This is a genomic window from Streptomyces sp. DH-12 (assembly GCF_002899455.1).
In the GTDB taxonomy this organism is placed as follows: domain Bacteria; phylum Actinomycetota; class Actinomycetes; order Streptomycetales; family Streptomycetaceae; genus Streptomyces.
The window spans coordinates 4757449-4774086 of the sequence record NZ_PPFB01000001.1 but is presented as its reverse complement, the minus strand read 5'-3'; the positions used below and the strand labels follow the sequence as shown (position 1 = coordinate 4774086).

The 16638-nt window shown below is 71.9% G+C and carries 17 protein-coding genes, 1 tRNA gene, 1 pseudogene and 1 riboswitch; of the genes and pseudogenes, 7 read left to right on the top strand and 12 right to left on the bottom strand.

Annotation, left to right across the window (positions count from 1 at the left end):
• Positions 1-41: 41 nt before the first annotated feature.
• The gene (locus C1708_RS20405; protein WP_106414031.1) at positions 42-1442 is read left to right on the top strand and encodes an SGNH/GDSL hydrolase family protein; all 1401 of its coding nucleotides are present in this window, start codon (positions 42-44) and stop codon (positions 1440-1442) included.
• A gap of 26 nt (positions 1443-1468) precedes the next feature.
• Here C1708_RS20405 and C1708_RS20400 read toward each other — a convergent pair whose 3' ends face one another.
• The 4 genes from C1708_RS20400 to C1708_RS20385 are packed head-to-tail and all read right to left on the bottom strand — an operon-like array spanning position 1469 to position 4979.
• The gene (locus C1708_RS20400; protein ID WP_106414030.1) at positions 1469-2317 is read right to left on the bottom strand and encodes a DUF1707 SHOCT-like domain-containing protein; all 849 of its coding nucleotides are present in this window, start codon (positions 2315-2317) and stop codon (positions 1469-1471) included.
• A 34-nt stretch (positions 2318-2351) separates the two neighbouring features.
• On the bottom strand, positions 2352-3371 hold the full coding sequence (locus C1708_RS20395; protein WP_106414029.1) for an ABC transporter ATP-binding protein: 1020 nt from the start codon (positions 3369-3371) through the stop codon (positions 2352-2354).
• Positions 3372-3379: 8 nt separating this feature from the next.
• Positions 3380-4201, bottom strand: a complete 822-nt coding sequence (locus C1708_RS20390; RefSeq protein ID WP_106414028.1) for an ABC transporter permease — start codon at positions 4199-4201, stop codon at positions 3380-3382.
• A complete protein-coding gene (locus C1708_RS20385; protein WP_106414027.1) occupies positions 4194-4979 on the bottom strand; it encodes an ABC transporter permease in 786 nt (261 codons plus the stop codon). The genes C1708_RS20390 and C1708_RS20385 overlap by 8 nt, the downstream gene beginning before the upstream one ends.
• A gap of 286 nt (positions 4980-5265) precedes the next feature.
• Between C1708_RS20385 and C1708_RS20380 the strand changes: the two genes are divergently transcribed.
• Positions 5266-7851, top strand: coding sequence for a transglycosylase domain-containing protein (locus C1708_RS20380; protein ID WP_106416395.1), 2586 nt, complete (start codon positions 5266-5268; stop codon positions 7849-7851).
• Positions 7852-7878: 27 nt separating this feature from the next.
• On the opposite strand, the gene C1708_RS20375 is transcribed toward C1708_RS20380, so the two are convergent.
• The 3 genes from C1708_RS20375 to C1708_RS20365 form a co-directional block, all read right to left on the bottom strand.
• A complete protein-coding gene (locus C1708_RS20375; RefSeq protein WP_106414026.1) occupies positions 7879-8199 on the bottom strand; it encodes a DMT family transporter in 321 nt (106 codons plus the stop codon).
• Between the two features lie 34 nt (positions 8200-8233).
• Positions 8234-8300, bottom strand: a riboswitch (guanidine-III (ykkC-III) riboswitch).
• A gap of 72 nt (positions 8301-8372) precedes the next feature.
• Complete coding sequence (locus C1708_RS20370) at positions 8373-8675, bottom strand: GroES family chaperonin (RefSeq protein WP_156698885.1); 303 nt, start codon at positions 8673-8675, stop codon at positions 8373-8375.
• A gap of 114 nt (positions 8676-8789) precedes the next feature.
• On the bottom strand, positions 8790-9119 hold the full coding sequence (locus tag C1708_RS20365) for a DUF3618 domain-containing protein (RefSeq protein ID WP_106414025.1): 330 nt from the start codon (positions 9117-9119) through the stop codon (positions 8790-8792).
• Between the two features lie 142 nt (positions 9120-9261).
• Between C1708_RS20365 and bcp the strand changes: the two genes are divergently transcribed.
• The 3 genes and pseudogenes from bcp (at position 9262) to C1708_RS20350 (ending at position 10354) form a co-directional block, all read left to right on the top strand.
• Positions 9262-9729, top strand: a complete 468-nt coding sequence (gene bcp, locus C1708_RS20360; RefSeq protein ID WP_106414024.1) for a thioredoxin-dependent thiol peroxidase — start codon at positions 9262-9264, stop codon at positions 9727-9729.
• A gap of 289 nt (positions 9730-10018) precedes the next feature.
• Positions 10019-10213: pseudogene (locus C1708_RS35850) on the top strand (HNH endonuclease); the annotation flags it as partial.
• 57 nt (positions 10214-10270) lie between these two features.
• Positions 10271-10354: transfer RNA gene (locus C1708_RS20350), tRNA-Leu, on the top strand.
• A 46-nt stretch (positions 10355-10400) separates the two neighbouring features.
• On the opposite strand, the gene rdgB is transcribed toward C1708_RS20350, so the two are convergent.
• The 4 genes from rdgB to C1708_RS20330 form a co-directional block, all read right to left on the bottom strand.
• A complete protein-coding gene (gene rdgB, locus C1708_RS20345; RefSeq protein ID WP_106414023.1) occupies positions 10401-11003 on the bottom strand; it encodes an RdgB/HAM1 family non-canonical purine NTP pyrophosphatase in 603 nt (200 codons plus the stop codon).
• A 37-nt stretch (positions 11004-11040) separates the two neighbouring features.
• On the bottom strand, positions 11041-11439 hold the full coding sequence (locus C1708_RS20340) for a hypothetical protein (protein ID WP_106414022.1): 399 nt from the start codon (positions 11437-11439) through the stop codon (positions 11041-11043).
• A gap of 141 nt (positions 11440-11580) precedes the next feature.
• Entirely contained in the window at positions 11581-12318 is a 738-nt protein-coding gene (gene rph, locus C1708_RS20335; RefSeq protein ID WP_106414021.1) for a ribonuclease PH, read from the bottom strand.
• A gap of 112 nt (positions 12319-12430) precedes the next feature.
• Entirely contained in the window at positions 12431-12664 is a 234-nt protein-coding gene (locus C1708_RS20330; RefSeq protein WP_006131663.1) for a PTS sugar transporter subunit IIB, read from the bottom strand.
• Positions 12665-12847: 183 nt separating this feature from the next.
• Between C1708_RS20330 and C1708_RS20325 the strand changes: the two genes are divergently transcribed.
• Together C1708_RS20325 and C1708_RS20320 are read left to right on the top strand one after the other, a co-directional pair.
• Positions 12848-14155 carry a PTS transporter subunit EIIC gene (locus C1708_RS20325; protein WP_106414020.1) on the top strand — a complete coding sequence of 436 codons (1308 nt, stop codon included), beginning with the start codon at positions 12848-12850 and terminating at the stop codon, positions 14153-14155.
• Positions 14156-14406: 251 nt separating this feature from the next.
• Complete coding sequence (locus C1708_RS20320) at positions 14407-15672, top strand: PTS transporter subunit EIIC (protein ID WP_106414019.1); 1266 nt, start codon at positions 14407-14409, stop codon at positions 15670-15672.
• Positions 15673-15750: 78 nt separating this feature from the next.
• On the opposite strand, the gene C1708_RS20315 is transcribed toward C1708_RS20320, so the two are convergent.
• Positions 15751-16503 (bottom strand): MBL fold metallo-hydrolase, encoded by a 753-nt coding sequence (locus tag C1708_RS20315; RefSeq protein ID WP_106414018.1) that lies wholly within the window; start codon positions 16501-16503, stop codon positions 15751-15753.
• Between the last annotated feature and the right edge of the window lie 135 nt (positions 16504-16638).

Here is a 16638-nt window from a genome sequence, read left to right as displayed (position 1 = left end):
CCCCGCCCGCGGCTCCCGCCTTCCGAGGAGAACGGAACAGCATGACCCGGCATCGTGACGGGGGCCCGGCGGTGCCGCCCCGTGCCCCAGAGCCCCTCGCCCGGCAAGGGCGGCCCGGACGGTACGGGGCGCTGCTCGCCGCGATGGTCGCGGCGGTCGTCTCGGTGTCGGCCGTGATCTTCGTCGGGGCGTCGGCCGACGGCGCGCGGGGGCGGGACGCCCTCGCGCGGGGGGCCGGCCGGCCCGGGGACCCCGTCGCGCCCGCCTCCGCCGGTACCTGGGTCACCGCCTGGGCGACCGCGCCGGGCGGCGGCGAACCCGGCACGGAGAGCGTCGGTCTCGCCGGCCGGTCCGTGCGGAACGTCGTGCACACCAGTGCCGGCGGCACCCGCGCCCGCGTCACGCTGTCCAACCTCCACGGCCGCGCCCCCCTCACCCTCACGCACGCGTCGATCGCCGTCTCCGCCGGTCCGGACACCGCCGCCGCGCTCGCGGACACGATGCGCGCCCTCACCTTCGCCGGGAGCCCGTCCGTCGTCGTCCCGGCGGGCGGGCAGGTGGTCAGCGACGCCGTGCGCGTGCGGATCCCGCGCGACGGGCACGTGCTGATCAGCACGTACTCCCCCGTTCCGTCCGGGCCGGTGACGTACCACGAGCACGCCCGGCAGATCTCCTGGGTCGCCGAGGGGGAGCACACCCGCGACACCACCGGGGCGGCCTATGACGGGCGGAGCACCGTCTGGCGGTACGTGACCGCGCTGGACGTGCTGAGCGACGACTCCGAGGGCACGGTCGTCGTCCTCGGCGACTCCCTCACGGACGGCGTCTCCTCCACCGTCGGCGCCGACGCCCGCTGGCCCGACGTGCTGTCGGACCGGCTGCGCACGGCCCTCGCGGCCGGCCGCGACCTCCCCCGCTACAGCGTCGTCAACGCCGGGCTCAGCGGGAACCGCGTGCTCACCGACGGGCCCGGGCTGCCGCCGCGCAACCCCAGCGCGCTGCGCCGCTTCGACCGGGACGTGCTGGGCCGTGCCCATGTCCGGGTCGTGGTCGTCGTGCTCGGCATCAACGACATCCTCCGCGCGCCGGGCACCGCCGACCCCGAGCGGATCGTGGGCGGGCTGACGGCCCTGACCGAACGGGCGCACGCCCAGGGGCTCAAGGTCGTCGGGGCGACGCTCATGCCGTACCGCGGGCACCGCGCGTACACCCCGTCCGGGGAGGACGTGCGGCAGCGGGTCAACGCGGAGATCCGCGACGGCGGCGTGTTCGACGAGGTCGTGGACTTCGACGAGGCGGTGCGCGACGGGTACGACCCGCGCCGGTTCCGGGCCGGCTACGACTCCGGGGACGGGCTGCACCCCAGCGACGAGGGGTACGCGCGCATGGCGGAGGCGTTCGAGCTGAAGGCGCTGGAGGGCGGGGCGCCGGCCCGGCTGTGACCCGCCGCCGGACCGGGCGGGACGTGTCAGCCGTCCTCCGGCCGCCGCTCGCGCCGCTCCCGCGCGCCGTGCAGGTTCAGCGGGTCGTGCAGGCGGCGGGACTCCTCCAGCTCCCGGCGGTGCCGCTCGGCGTGGTCCAGGTGCTCCTGCCGCTGCCGCTCCGTCTGCTCCAGGTGCTGCCGGCGCCGCTCCTCCTTGCGCTCCAGCTTCTCCCGGCGCCGCTCCTCGCGCAGCCGCTGCCGCTCCGCGCGGGGCAGCTTGCGCTGCACGCCGACCCCGCCCCAGAAGGCGAGCCCGGTGACGATCACGCGCGGGGCGCCCGGCTCGGCCGGCACGCCCTCCTCGCGGTGGTCGAAGCCGCCCATGATGCCGACGCCACGCACCACGACCTCCACGCCGGGCGGCACGATCACGTCGATCCCGCCCATGATCGCGACGGCGTTGACGACGATCTCGCGGTCCGCGAAGTTCGCCTCGCGCAGGTCGATCTCGCCGCCGCCCCAGAAGGCGAAGCAGTTGAAGCGCCGGGGCGCCGTCCACCGCCCCTTGCGCTGGAAGCCGCTCATCACGGCGACCGCCCAGGTCGACGTCCCCGGGTCGTCCCCGCCGACGATGCGGTCCGCCCAACCGCCGCCCGGCGCCGGGTCCTTCGCCGGCAAGACCGAGGGGGCGACCGTCACCCCCGAGGCGGGCAGGTCACGGGTGATCGGCGCGAGCTCCCCGTAGGTGCGCGCCTGGTAGGTGGCGTCCAGCCGCTCCTGGAACTCCTCCATGTCCAGACGGCCCTCCGCGAGGGCCTCCCGGAGGACTTCGGCGACCCGTTCGCGGTCGGCGTCGGAGGCACGGAGGTCCGGTGCGGGTGCGTCGTCGGTCATACCCAGCAGCCTACGAGTTGTCCCCGCCGCACGGCTACGAGGACCGCGTCGGCGCCCGCCCGGCCCGCTCCGCGTACATCTTCGCGATGACCGCCTCGATGTCCGGCTCCCGCACCGACAGGTCGACCAGCGGGTAGCGCTCCGCGATCCGCGCCACCAGCCCGGCCGCGGACTGTGACGCCGGGAACGCCACCCACTGGCGGGGCCCGTCCACCCGCACCACCCGGGCGGGCCCGGGCACCTCGACCGGCGGGCACTCCCGCTCCAGGTCCACCACCAGCGTCCGCTCGCTCTCCCCCACCTCGTGCAGCCCGGCGAGCGCCCCGTCGTACACCAGCCGGCCGTGGTCGATGACCATCACGCGGGAGCACACCTGCTCGATGTCCTGGAGGTCGTGCGTCGTCAGCAGCATCGTCGTGGAGCGCTCCGCGTTCACCTGCCGCAGGAACTCCCGCACCCGGGTCCTGGAGACGACGTCCAGGCCGATCGTCGGCTCGTCCAGGTACAGCACCTCCGGGTCGTGCAGCAGCGCCGCCGCGATGTCCCCGCGCATCCGCTGGCCCAGCGACAGCTGCCGCACCGGCACCTCCAACAGGTCCCCCAGGTCCAGCAGTTCGACCAGCCGGGCGAGGTTCTCCCGGTACCGGCCGTCGGGGATGCGGTACATGCGGTGCATCAGCTTGTACGAGTCGATCAGCGGGAGGTCCCACCACAGCGTGGTGCGCTGCCCGAACACCACCCCGATGCGGTGCGCCAGCCGGGTCCGCTCCCGCGACGGGTCGATCCCGGCGACCCGCAGCCGGCCGCCGCTCGGGGTGAGGATGCCCGTCAGCATCTTGATCGTCGTCGACTTCCCGGCGCCGTTCGGCCCGATGTAGCCGACCATCTCGCCGCGCGCCACCGTGAAGGAGATCGAGTCCACGGCCCGCACCTGGTGCCGCTCCCGCCGCAGCAGCCCCTTCCGCCTCCGCACGTCGAAGACCTTCTCGACCCGGTCCAGCTCGATGAAGGCCCCCGCTCCCCCACCGGTGTCCGGTTCGGCTGTCGTGTCCATCCGCCCGCTCAACTCCCCACGCTCCTGTACGACCTGAGACCGGTCCGCCACGCCAGACCCGCCAGCGCGCAGCACCCCGCCGCCACCAGCGGCGACGCGAACGCCGCCCACCCCGGCAGCGCCAGCGGGTACGGGCGCCCCAGGACATGGGCGGCGGGCACCCAGTTGACGAAGGCGAGCGGCAGCACGAACGTCACCCCGCGCACCAGGTCCTTCCCGAACACCGCCGGTGGGTACTGCAGCATCGTCGTCCCGCCGTACGTGAACGCGTTCTGCACCTCCGCCGCGTCCTGCGCGTAGATCTGGAACGCCGCGCCCGCCACGAACACCGCCATGAAGATCGCCGCGCCGGACACCACCATCAGCGGCACCAGCAGCGCCTTCGACACCGTCCAGTCGACGTCCGCCGCCACCAGCGCCCAGCCCAGCACCACCCCGCCCTGCGCGACCCGGCCGAAGCGGCGCAGCGAGAAGCGGTCCCCGCCGACCTGCGCGAGCACCGGCACGGGACGCACCAGCAGCACGTCGAAGGAACCGTCCCGGATCCGCGACCCCAGCTGCGTCATCGAACCCGCCGCGAGGTGCGCGAGCCCGAACGACGTCACCGACGCCGCGTACAGGAACGCCACCTCGGGCAGCGACCAGCCGGCCAGCGAGTCGACCTGCGAGAACATCAGCAGGATCCCCACGAAGTCCAGCCCGGTCATCACCAGGTTGCCCAGCAGCGTGACCACGAACGACACCCGGTAGGTCATGCCGGACCGCACCCACATCCCGGCGATCATCCGGTACGCCCGCAGCCCCTCCCGCACCCCGCCGCGCTCAGCCACCCTGCACCACCACCCGGCGCGTGGCCGCCGACTGCACCAGCCGGCCCGCCGCCAGCAGCACCACCGCCCACACCGCCTGGAAGGCGAACGCCCCCGCCACCGCCGTCTCCCCCATCAGCACGTCCGCCGGCACCTGCAGCTGCGCCGCCCACGGCAGCGCCCGCGCCACGTCGCCGAACCCGCCCGGGAAGACGTTCAGCGGCAGCACCATGCCCGAGAAGAACGCCCCGAGGATCATCATCACCTGGCTCACGCCCGTGCCGTCCAGCAGCCAGAACACGCTCAGCGCCATCAGGTAGCGGATCGCGAAGCTCACCACGGCCGCCAGCGCCAGCGCCACCGCGAACCACGCCCAGGTGTCGAAGCGCGAGGGCAGCGCCGTCGGGAAGAACAGCCCGCCCACCAGGAACGGCACCACCCCGCGCCCCAGCAGCTGGAACACCGCCCGGCCCAGGTCGCCCGCCAGCCACCACAGCTGCAGATCCGCCGGCCGGTACAGGTCCACCGCGATCTCACCGGTGCGGATGCGCTCCATCAGTTCCGCCTCGACGCCCCCGCCCTGCAGCGCCAGCGCCGCGAACAGGCACTGCCCCAGCCACACGTACGTCACCGCCTGGGCCTGGTCGTACCCGCCGAGGTCCGGACGCTCGTCCCACAGCGCCAGGTACGTGTACACGAGGATCAGCCCGAACACCGTGTTGGTGAACACCCCGGCCGCGGTCGCCGCCCGGTACGACGCGTACCGCCGGAAACCCCGCACCGCCACGGCCAGGTACAACCGTGCCGAACCCACGCCTTCCGTCCCCCTCCGCCGCCCGCACCGAAGCGCAGGAGCCTACGGCGTGCGGCAGATCCGCCGCCACGGGTTTTCCGGCCCGTCCTCCGGTCAGGTGAACACCCGGCGCGACCGTACGGGTGACAAGCCGCACGGTGCACGACGCGCGTCGCCGCCCGGCGAACGCGACGACGGATGCGACAGTCTTCAATAAGAGGACGCACGAGGCGTACGCACACGCATGAGGCGTACGGGACCGAACGAGGCGAATCAGGAGTCCGTGCACGACATGAGCGACGAGCCGCAGCCGAAGAAGCCCCGTCCGGACCGGGCGTCGCACGAGCCTCAGGCGGCCGACGCCCCGCAGCGGAAGAACGGCGGCGAGGCCCGTGACACAGGTCCCCGCGACACGGCGCCGGCCGGCGGCCCGCCCGACGCCACACCGGACGCCCCACGGACGGACGACCCCGCCCTCACGCGGACGGACGAACCCGGCGGAAAAAGCGGAACCGGCCCCGCCGCGGCGAAGAAGGCCGCCCGCGAGGAACGCCGGGCCGCCCTCAAGGCCCGCCGCACCGGCTGGCGCCGCCTCGTCCCCACCCGGCGCATGGTCCTCGGCGCGTTCCTCGTCACCGCCCTGCTCCTCGCCGGCGGCTTCCTCCTCGGCTACGCCCTCGTCCAGATCCCCGCCGCCAACGCCCTCGCCACCCAGCAGGCCAACGTCTACCTCTACGCCGACGGCTCCGTCATCGCCCGCGACGGCGAGGTCAACCGCGAGAACGTCACGCTCTCCCAGATCTCCGAGGACGCCCGGCACGCCATGCTGGCCGCCGAGGACCGCGACTTCTACACCGCGTCCGCCGTCGACCCCCAGGCCATGGTCCGCGGCGCCTGGAACACCCTCACCGGCAAGGGCAAGCAGTCCGGCTCCACCATCACCCAGCAGTACGTGAAGAACTACTACCTGCGCCAGGAACAGACCGTCACCCGCAAGGTGAAGGAGTTCTTCATCGCCATCAAGCTGGACCGCAACCAGACCAAGGACGAGATCCTCGAGGGCTACCTCAACACCAGCTTCTTCGGCCGCGGCGCCTACGGCATCCAGGCCGCCGCCCACGCCTACTACGACATGGACGCCTCCGAACTCGACGCCGGCCGCGCCGCCTACCTCGCCGCCCTCGTCAACGCCCCCAGCCAGTACGACGTCGTCGCCCACCCCGAGAACCGCGCCTTCGTCGAGGACCGCTGGAACTACGTCCTCGACGGCATGGTCGACGAAGGCTGGCTCGACCCCGCCGAACGCGCCCGCCTCACCTTCCCCGTGCCCAAGCGCACCACCCACTCCACCGGCATGTCCGGCCAGCGCGGCTACATCGTCAACGTCGTCAAGGAACACCTCGTCGACAACGAGATCGTCGACGAGGCCTCCCTCGACGCCGGCGGCTACCGCATCACCACCACCCTGCAGAAGGACAAGCAGGACGCCTTCGTCAAGGCCGTCGACGACAACCTCATGGACCGCCTCGACCAGGAGAACCGCGAGGTCGACACCTACGTCCGCGCCGGCGGCGCCTCCATCGACCCGAAGACCGGCAAGGTCGTCGCGATGTACAACGGCGTCGACTACGTCAAGCAGTACACCCCCAACGCCACCCGCCGGGACTTCCAGACCGGCTCCTCCTTCAAACCGTTCGTCTTCACCGCCGCCGTCGAGAACCGCTCCCGCACCCAGGACGGCCGCCCCATCACCCCGAACACCCGCTACGACGGCACCAGCGAACGCCCCGTCCAGGGCTGGCCCGGCGAACGCTACGCACCCGAGAACGAGGACCACCAGGACTACGGCGACATCACCGTCAGCGAGGCCACCGACAAGTCCGTCAACGCCGTCTACGCCCAGATGGCCGTCGACGTCGGCCCCGACAAGGTCCGGCAGACCGCCGTCGACCTCGGCCTCTCCCCCGACACCCCCAGCCTCGACGACGCCGGCCCCTCCATCGCCCTCGGCGTCGCCACCGCCAGCGTCCTCGACATGGCCCAGGCGTACGCCACCCTCGCCCACCACGGCAAGCACACCCCGTACACCCTCGTCGAGAAGGTCACCCGGAACGGCCGCGACCTCACCCTCCCCGAACGCCGCACCCGGCAGGCCGTCAGCCGCGAGGCCGCCGACACCACCACCTCCGTCCTCAAGGGCGTCGTCGAGAACGGCACCGCCACCGCCGCCCAGACCTCCGGCCGCCCCGCCGCCGGCAAGACCGGCACCGCCGAGGAGGACACCGCAGCCTGGTTCGCCGGCTACACCCCCGACCTCGCCACCGTCGTCGCCGTCATGGGCCAGGACCCCGTCACCGCCGGCCACAAGTCCCTCTACGGCGCCATGGGCCTGCCCCGCGTCAACGGCGGCGGCGCCCCCGCCGAGATCTGGGGCCAGTACACCCGCGACGCCCTCGAGGGACAGCCCGTGCGCTCCTTCGACCTGCGCCTCCAGCCCGGCGCCCACGAGAGCCAGCCGCCCGCCCCCGACGACGGCACCGGCCCGTCCTCCTCCGACGCCCCCTCCGCCCCCGACGCCTCCGGCACCCCCGGCACCGCGGCTCCCGACGACGAGGACACCGGCGGCACCCCCGACGGCGGCGGCAGCGGCACCGGCGACGACGGCGGAGAAGACGGGACCGACGGGAGCGGCGAGAACGGCGAGGACCAGGACGGCACCGGAGGGACCACCGGATCCCCCACCGGCGACGGCACCGGCGACGGCGCCGGCACGGGAGGCGGGGGCGCCGGCGGCCCCACCGACGACGGCTCCAACCGCGACGAACTCCCCGGCCCCGGCGGCCTCAGCGGCGCCCTCGACGGACGCCGCTGGAACTGACGCCGGAACCGGGGCGGAACAACCGGCTCAGTGACCCGACGTCGCCTTCAGACCCACCACGGCCACCAGCAGCAGACAGATGAAGAAGATCCGGGCCGCCGTCACCGGCTCCCCCAGCACCACCATGCCCAGCACCGCCGCCCCGGCCGCGCCGATCCCCACCCACACGCCGTACGCCGTCCCGATCGGCAGCGTCCGCGCCGCGTACGACAGCAGCAGCATGCTCGACACGATGCCCGCACCGGTCAGCACGCTCGGCCACAGACGGGTGAACCCGTCCGTGTACTTCATGCCGATCGCCCAGCCCACCTCCAGCAGACCGGCGACCACCAGCAGAACCCACGCCATGACAGGCACCTCCGGGACACGACAGCGAAACGGGGGTGCGTCGTCTTTGCCTTCACCCCGGTACGGCGCGTCTCGTCGGGGCCCGCACGGCCGGGCCGCACAGGACCTCCCACGGTAGCCCACCCCACGAAAAGGGCCGGTGACACCCGTCACCGGCCCCTCGCGACACCGGGCTACAGGTACAGCCCGGTCGAGTCCTCCGACCCCTCGAAACGGTCCGCGGCCACCGCGTGCAGATCCCGCTCCCGCATCAGCACGTACGCCGTCCCGCGCACCTCGACCTCCGCACGGTCCTCCGGATCGAACAGCACCCGGTCACCCGGCTCCACCGTCCGCACGTTCTGACCCACCGCGACCACCTCGGCCCAGGCCAGCCGACGGCCCACCGCCGCCGTCGCGGGAATCAGAATGCCGCCCCCCGAACGCCGCTCGCCCTCACCGGTCTCCTGCCGCACGAGCACACGGTCGTGCAGCATCCGGATCGGCAGCTTGTCGTGCGGGGAACTGTCGTTTCTGTTGGCGCTCACAGTCTGAAACCTACCTGCCTCGACGACGGACCTGTACGGGAGGGGTGACCGACGGACCGCACCTCAGTCCCGCCGCCGACGGGACCCGGCCACCAGCAGCCCCACGACCCCCGCCACCAGCAGTCCCACCGGAACCACCCGCTCCAGCCGCGGCGCGCCCGTCTCGTCCACGAACTGCGCCTTCACCTCGCTCACCACGCGGTTCACGCTCACATAGGCGCGCCCCAGCGTGTGGTCCACGTTCGACACGACCCTGGCCTTCGCGTCCCCCACGATCGTCCTCGGGTGCACCCGCACCCCGATCTCGTCCAGGGTCTCGGCCAGCGCCGCACGGCGACGCTCGATGTCCGCCTCGATCTGCGCCGGGGTCCTGGTGTCCGCCGTGTCCGCCACCGTGTCGCCTCCGCAATCCGCTGTGTTGCCTGTGCCGGACAGTCTGTCAGCTTCACGCCGCGCCGCACTGTCAGGACCCCCGGTTACCCTCGATCCCGGCACCCGATCCACGCAGTGCGGCACGTACGAGGAGACCAGACCGATGAGCGAACGCCTCAAGCCCGGGGACGAGGCCCCCGCCTTCACCCTGCCCGACGCCGACGGCAACGAGGTGTCGCTGGCCGACCACAGGGGCCGCAAGGTCATCGTCTACTTCTACCCGGCGGCCCTGACCCCCGGCTGCACCAAGCAGGCGTGCGACTTCACCGACAACCTCGACCTGCTGGCCGGCGCCGGCTACGACGTGGTCGGCATCTCCCCGGACGCGCCGGAGAAGCTCGCGAAGTTCCGCGAGAAGGAGTCCCTCGAGGTCACCCTCCTCGCCGACCCGGACAAGAAGGTCCTGGACGCCTACGGCGCGTACGGCGAGAAGAAGAACTACGGCCGCACCTACATGGGCGTCATCCGCTCCACGATCGTCGTCGACGAACAGGGCAAGGTCGAGCACGCCCTCTACAACGTCCGCGCGACGGGCCACGTGGCCAAGATCATCAAGGACTTGGGCATCTGACCCGGCCGCCCCTGCGGAACGGCCTGTACCGGAATCCCGGTACAGGCCGTTCCGCTTTCCGTGCGCGGCCGTCCGGCATCCGGTTCGTTGCTCCGTACGGGACCACGAACACGTGGCCGGGCGACGGAGGGGATCGATGGGGGCGAGCGTGCACACGAAGGAACGGCTGGAGGAATCCGCCCGGGGAGCACGGACGCTGTCGGAGGCGCTGGTGCGGCTGGGGTGGGTCCGGGGAGTTCGACACGGCGGTACGCGCTGACCCGCATGAGGCGGCCCGGCGTCGGCACCTCGCCGGGCGCTGCTCGGAGCCGGCGTGCCGAACGAGTGCGCCGAATGCGGTACGGGGCCCGAGTGGCTCGGCAAGCCGATGACCCTGGAGATCGATCACATCGACGGGGACCGGAGTGACGATCGGCGGGAGAACCTGCGGTTGCTGTGTCCCAACTGCCATGCGATCACCAGTACATGGTGCCGGGGTGGGCGCGGAGCCCATCGGACGCCCGACTGTCGGAGCGCCTGGCCGGGTAGCATGAGCGCGCGAGCGGCCGTGGCGGAATTGGCCTACGCGCAGCACTTAGGATGCTGTGGGAGAGATCCCTTGAGGGTTCGAGTCCCTCCGGCCGCACACGTGAGAGAAGGTCCACCCGATCCGGGGGGACCTTCTTCTTCGCTCAGCCCAGCAGCTCCCGCACCACCGGCACCAGCCCCCGGAACGCCTTGCCGCGGTGGCTGATCGCGTTCTTCTCCTCCGGGGACAGCTCCGCGCACGTGCGGGTCTCGCCCTCCGGCTGGAGGATCGGGTCGTAGCCGAAGCCGTTCGTGCCGGCGGGGGCGTGGCGGAGGGTGCCGTTGAGGCGGCCCTCGACGACGCGCTCGGTGCCGTCGGGGAGGGCGAGGGCGGCCGCGCAGGCGAAGTACGCGCCGCGGTGTCCGTCGGCGATGTCGGCGAGCTGGGCGAGGAGGAGGCCGAGGTTGGCCTCGTCGTCGCCGTGGCGGCCGGACCAGCGGGCGGAGAAGATGCCGGGGGCGCCGCCGAGGACGTCGACGCAGAGGCCGGAGTCGTCGGCGACGGCGGGCAGGCCGGTGGCCCGGGCGAGGGCGTGGGCCTTGAGGAGGGCGTTCTCGGCGAAGGTGACGCCGGTCTCCTTGACGTCGGGGACGTCGGGGTAGGCGTCGGCGCCGACGAGTTCGTGGGGCAGTCCCGCGTCGGCGAGGATCGAGCGGAGTTCGATGATCTTTCCGGCGTTGCGGGTGGCGAGGATCAGGCGGGTCATGGGCCCAGTATCCCTGGGCCCGTGACCGGGGCCGTCACTACGGGGTGCAGACCTTGGTGAGTTCGCCGGCCGCGTCGGTGACGGGGCTGAGGTCGGGGGTGGTGTCGCCGTTGTCGAGGGAGGTGCGGACGTTGTCGACGGCCTTCTCGAGGTCGTCGACGGCCTTGCCGACGTCGGCGTTGTCGGTCTCGTCGCGGAGCTTGCCGAGGTTCTGGTCGACGGAGTCGAGGGCTTCCTCGAGCTGGGTGACGTCGTTGGAGGCGTTCTCGACGGCCTGTTGCATGTCGGCGACGCTCTCGGCGACGGCGTCGGCGGTGCGGACGCAGTCGAGTGCCTTGTCGACGGCTGAGCAGCCGGTGGTGAGTCCGGCGGTGAGCGCGACGGCCGCCAGGGTGGCGGCGACGGCTGCGGTGCGGCGTCGGCGGCTCGCGGCCATGGAACGTTTCCTCCCTCGTCGGGCCGGTGGGGCCCGGTCGTCGGCGGGTGCGCGGGGTGGTGTCCGTGCGCCCGTATCCCTTCAGACGCGGCGGCGGCCGGCGCGGTTGCTCCGCGCCGACCACGGTCCTTGGGGGGTCTTTTACTTTTCGAGGAGGGTATCGAGTGCGGCGCGCTGGGCGGCGGCGAGTTCGGTGCAGCCGGTGACGGCGAGGTCGAGGAGGGCGTTCAGTTCGTCGCGGGCGAAGGGTTCGGCCTCGGCGGTGCCCTGGACCTCGACGAAGCGGCCGTCGCCGGTGCAGACGACGTTCATGTCGGTGTCGGCGCGGACGTCCTCCTCGTAGCAGAGGTCGAGGAGGGGGACGCCGGCGACGATGCCGACGGAGACGGCGGCGACGGTGCCGGTGAGGGGTTTGCGGCCGGGCTTGACGAGTTTCCTGCCCTGGGCCCAGCCGATGGCGTCGGCGAGGGCGACGTAGGCGCCGGTGATGGCGGCGGTGCGGGTGCCGCCGTCGGCCTGGAGGACGTCGCAGTCGAGGACGACGGTGTTCTCGCCGAGGGCCTTGTAGTCGATGACGGCGCGCAGGGAGCGGCCGATGAGGCGGCTGATCTCGTGGGTGCGGCCGCCGATGCGGCCGCGGACGGACTCGCGGTCGCCGCGGGTGTTGGTGGCGCGGGGGAGCATGGCGTATTCGGCGGTGACCCAGCCCTCGCCGCTGCCCTTGCGCCAGCGGGGGACGCCTTCGGTGACGGAGGCGGTGCAGAGGACTTTGGTGTCGCCGAAGGAGACGAGGACGGAGCCTTCGGCGTGTTTGCTCCAGCCGCGTTCGATGGTGACGGGGCGGAGCTGTTCGGGGGTGCGGCCGTCGATGCGAGACATGGCGTCGAGCCTAGCCGTAGACGGGGCGGGCCCCTTCCGTGGCGGGAAGGGGCCCGGGGTGCGGGGGCGGCCGGAGGGTGGCCGCTCCGCGCGTGTCAGGTGGCGCGGCGGCTCACATCATGTCTTCGATCTCGGCGGCGATGGGGTCGGCGTCGGTGCCGATGACGACCTGGATGGCGCTGCCCATCTTGACGACGCCGTGGGCGCCGGCGGCCTTGAGGGCGGCGTCGTCGACCTTGGAGGGGTCCACGACCTCGGTGCGGAGGCGGGTGATGCAGCCCTCGACCTCTTCGATGTTGTCGATGCCGCCGAGCCCGGCAACGATCTTCTCAGCCTTGGTGGCCATGTTCGTTCTCCCTGATCCGAACCGCTTTGTCGCAGTAACCCACAGTTGGCCCATCTTTGCGAGCGGTCATGTCGTGGGCGCTCGATGATGGGCGTCACGACAGCGGGACCGTCCTGCCTCACTGGTCTACACCACGGGGCGGACTGCCGCCAAACCCTCGGGTCGTCCAGCGAAGGGGACGTGATGAGCGCGGAGAGCTCCGCCGGCGCCGACGCGGGGGTGAGTCCCCTGCGGGAGCGCTGGAACCGGTTGTTCCAGGGTCTGCAGAAGATGGGGCGCAGTCTGCAGTTGCCGATCGCGGTGCTGCCGGCGGCGGGGATCCTCAACCGGCTGGGGCAGCCGGACGTGTTCGGGGACGACGGTCTGGGGTGGACGAACGTCTCGAAGGTGATGGCGGGGGCGGGCGGCGCGCTGCTGGACGGGTCGCTGGGGCTGCCGCTGCTGTTCTGTGTGGGTGTGGCCATCGGGATGGCGAAGAAGGCGGACGGGTCGACGGCGCTGGCGGCGGTGGTGGGGTTCCTCGTCTATTTCACTGTGCTGCGGCAGTTCCCGAAGGACTGTCCGGAGGGGTCTCAGGCGGTGCCGAACGTCGGCTGTCAGGTGACGGACGGGACGGTGACGTCGTTCGACTACCAGAATCCGGGGGTGTTCGGCGGCATCGTCATCGGTCTGACGGCGGCGTATCTGTGGCAGCGGTTCCACCGGACGAAGCTGGTGGACTGGCTGGGGTTCTTCAACGGGCGGCGGCTGGTGCCGATCATCATGGCGTTCGCGGCGATCGCGTTCGCGGCGCTGTGTCTGTGGGTCTGGCCGCCGATCGGTGACGCGCTGGAGGGTTTCAGCGACTGGATGACGGGGCTGGGCGCGTGGGGCGCGGGTGTGTTCGGGGTGGCGAACCGGGCGCTGCTGGTGGTGGGGCTGCACCAGTTCCTGAACGTGCCCATCTGGTTCCAGTTCGGTTCGTACACGAAGCCGGACGGGACGGTGGTGCACGGTGACATCAACATGTTCCTGGCGGGTGATCCGGAGGCGGGGCAGTTCCTGTCGGGGTTCTTCCCGATCATGATGTTCGCGCTGCCGGCGGCGGCGCTGGCGATCACGCACTGTGCGAGGCCGGAGCGGCGCAAGGAGATCGGCGGGCTGATGCTGTCGGTGGGGCTGACGTCGTTCGTCACGGGGATCACGGAGCCGATCGAGTACTCGTTCCTGTTCATCGCGCCGCTGCTGTACGCGGTGCACGCGGTGCTGACGGGGGTGTCGATGGCGGTGACGTGGGGGCTGGGGGTGCGCGACGGGTTCAGTTTCTCGGCGGGTCTGATCGACTACGTCATCAACTGGAACCTGGCGACGAAGCCGTGGCTGATCATTCCGATCGGCCTGGTGTTCGCGGCGGTGTACTACGCCGTCTTCCGCTTCGCGATCATGAAGTTCGACCTGAGGACCCCGGGGCGGGAGCCGGAGGAGGAGGTGGAGGACGCGGCGCGGCGCTGACGTCCTGGGCTCGGGGCGGCTGCGCCGGCCCTCGGAACCGTGAGTTCCGGGGGCTTTTCGGTGTGCTCGCGAAGGGGGCTCTCCGGCGTTCCGCGGGGGCACCGTGCGTAGTTCCGCGGTCGCACATCCGCGGGTTCCTCATGCGGCCTTCATCGTGCTACAACAGGTCTGCACCACGCATTGGTGTAGACCACCGGACGCCGCCGTCCTCTCCTGTCACCCGGGCGGCGCCATGCCCACTGGAGGAAGTTGTGTCCACGGCCAGCGCCGCTCCCGCGGCCGAGAAGAAGAAGGGCTCCGGCGTGATGGCTGTGCTGCAGCGCATCGGCCGCAGCCTGATGCTGCCGGTGGCCGTCCTGCCCGCCGCCGCGCTGCTGGTGCGCCTCGGCAACGCCGACATGCTGGGCCGTCCGGAGTTCCCGGCCTTCCTGACGAAGATCGCGTCCTTCATGACGGCCGGCGGCAACGCGATCCTCGACAACATGGCCCTGCTCTTCGCGGTCGGCATCGCCATCGGCTTCGCGAAGAAGTCGGACGGCTCGACCGCGCTCGCCGCCGTCGTCGGCTACCTGGTCTTCAAGAACGTCCTCGGCACGTTCACCGACGGCAGCCTGCCGAAGAAGGAAGCCATCGTCGACGGCAAGATCGTGATGGTGGAACAGGCGGTGGACGCCAAGGTGCTCGGCGGCGTGGTCATGGGCCTCGTCGTCGCCCTGCTCTACCAGCGCTTCTACCGCACCAAGCTGCCCGACTGGGCGGGCTTCTTCGGCGGGCGCCGGCTGGTCCCGATCCTGTCGGCCTTCGCCGGTCTGCTCATCGGCATCGTCTTCGGCTACATCTGGCCGGTCCTCGGCACGGGTCTGCACAACTTCGGCGAGTGGCTGGTCGGCTCCGGCGCCGTCGGCGCGGGCATCTTCGGTGTCGCCAACCGTGCCCTGATCCCGGTCGGCATGCACCACCTGCTGAACTCCTTCCCGTGGTTCCAGGCGGGCGAGTACGAGGGCAAGAGCGGTGACATAGCCCGCTTCCTGGCCGGCGACCCGACCGCCGGGCAGTTCATGACCGGCTTCTTCCCGATCATGATGTTCGCGCTGCCCGCGGCCTGCCTGGCCATCGTGCACTGCGCCCGCCCCGAGCGCCGCAAGGTCGTCGGCGGCATGATGTTCTCCCTGGCGCTGACCTCGTTCGTCACCGGTGTGACGGAGCCGATCGAGTTCACGTTCATGTTCATCGCTCCGGTCCTGTACGCCATCCACGCGGTCCTCACCGGTGTGTCCATGGCGCTGACCTGGGCGCTGGGGATGAAGGACGGCTTCGGCTTCTCGGCCGGCGCGGTCGACTTCTTCCTGAACCTGGGCATCGCGACCAACCCGTGGGGCCTGGCCCTGGTCGGCCTGGTGTTCGCGGCGGTGTACTACGTGGTCTTCCGCTTCGCGATCACCAAGTTCAACCTGCCGACGCCGGGCCGCGAGTCCGACGAGGAGCTGGCGGAGCTGCAGAAGGCCGAGGCCAAGTAGCCCGCTCCGTACGACGCCGAGGGCCCCGGAACCGCGACGGTTCCGGGGCCCTCGGCGTGCGCCCGGGCGTGCCGCGGCTCAGATCTCGTACGTCGCCCCCGGCGCCGCCAGCCCCACCGGGCCGTCGTACACCGCGCGGGCGTCGGTGAGGTTGACCTGCGGGTCGGTCCACGGCGGGATGTGCGTGAGGATCAGCCGGCGGGCGCCCGCGCGGGCCGCCGACTCCCCCGCCTCGCGGCCGTTGAGGTGCAGGTCGGGGATGTCCTCCTTGCCGTGCGTGAAGGCGGCCTCGCACAGGAAGAGGTCGGCGTCCCGGGCGAGGCCGTCCAGCAGCGGGGTCGCCCCCGTGTCGCCGGAGTAGGTCAGCGTCTTCCCGCCGTGCTCGATGCGGATGCCGTACGCCTCGACCGGGTGCGCGACGCGCTCGGTGTGCACGAGGAACGGGCCGATCTCGAAGGTGGACGGCTTGACCGTGTGGAAGTCGAAGACCTCGCTCATGGAGGAGGCCGAGGGGGTGTCGGCGTAGGCGGTGGTCAGCCGGTGCTCGGTGCCCTCGGGGCCGTAGACCGGCAGCGGGGCGCAGCGGCCGCCGTCGTGCCGGTAGTAACGCGCCACGAAGTAGGCGCACATGTCGATGCAGTGGTCGGCGTGCAGGTGGCTGAGGAAGATCGCGTCGAGGTCGTAGAGACCGCAGTGGCGCTGCAGCTCGCCCAGGGCGCCGTTGCCCATGTCGAGGAGCAGCCGGAAGCCGTCGGCCTCGACGAGGTAGCTCGAGCAGGCCGATTCCGCGGACGGGAACGACCCCGAGCAGCCGACGACGGTGAGCTTCATGAAGCAGAAACCTCCGCTGGCGGGTGTGGGAAGACGGGGGTCGTGCGGTGCGTCGAGCGTAAGGCGCAAAACCTGCGGTCGCTCCTCCACCAGGTGCCGTTGTGGGCGAACTCACCTGTGCTGTCACCGGTTCGG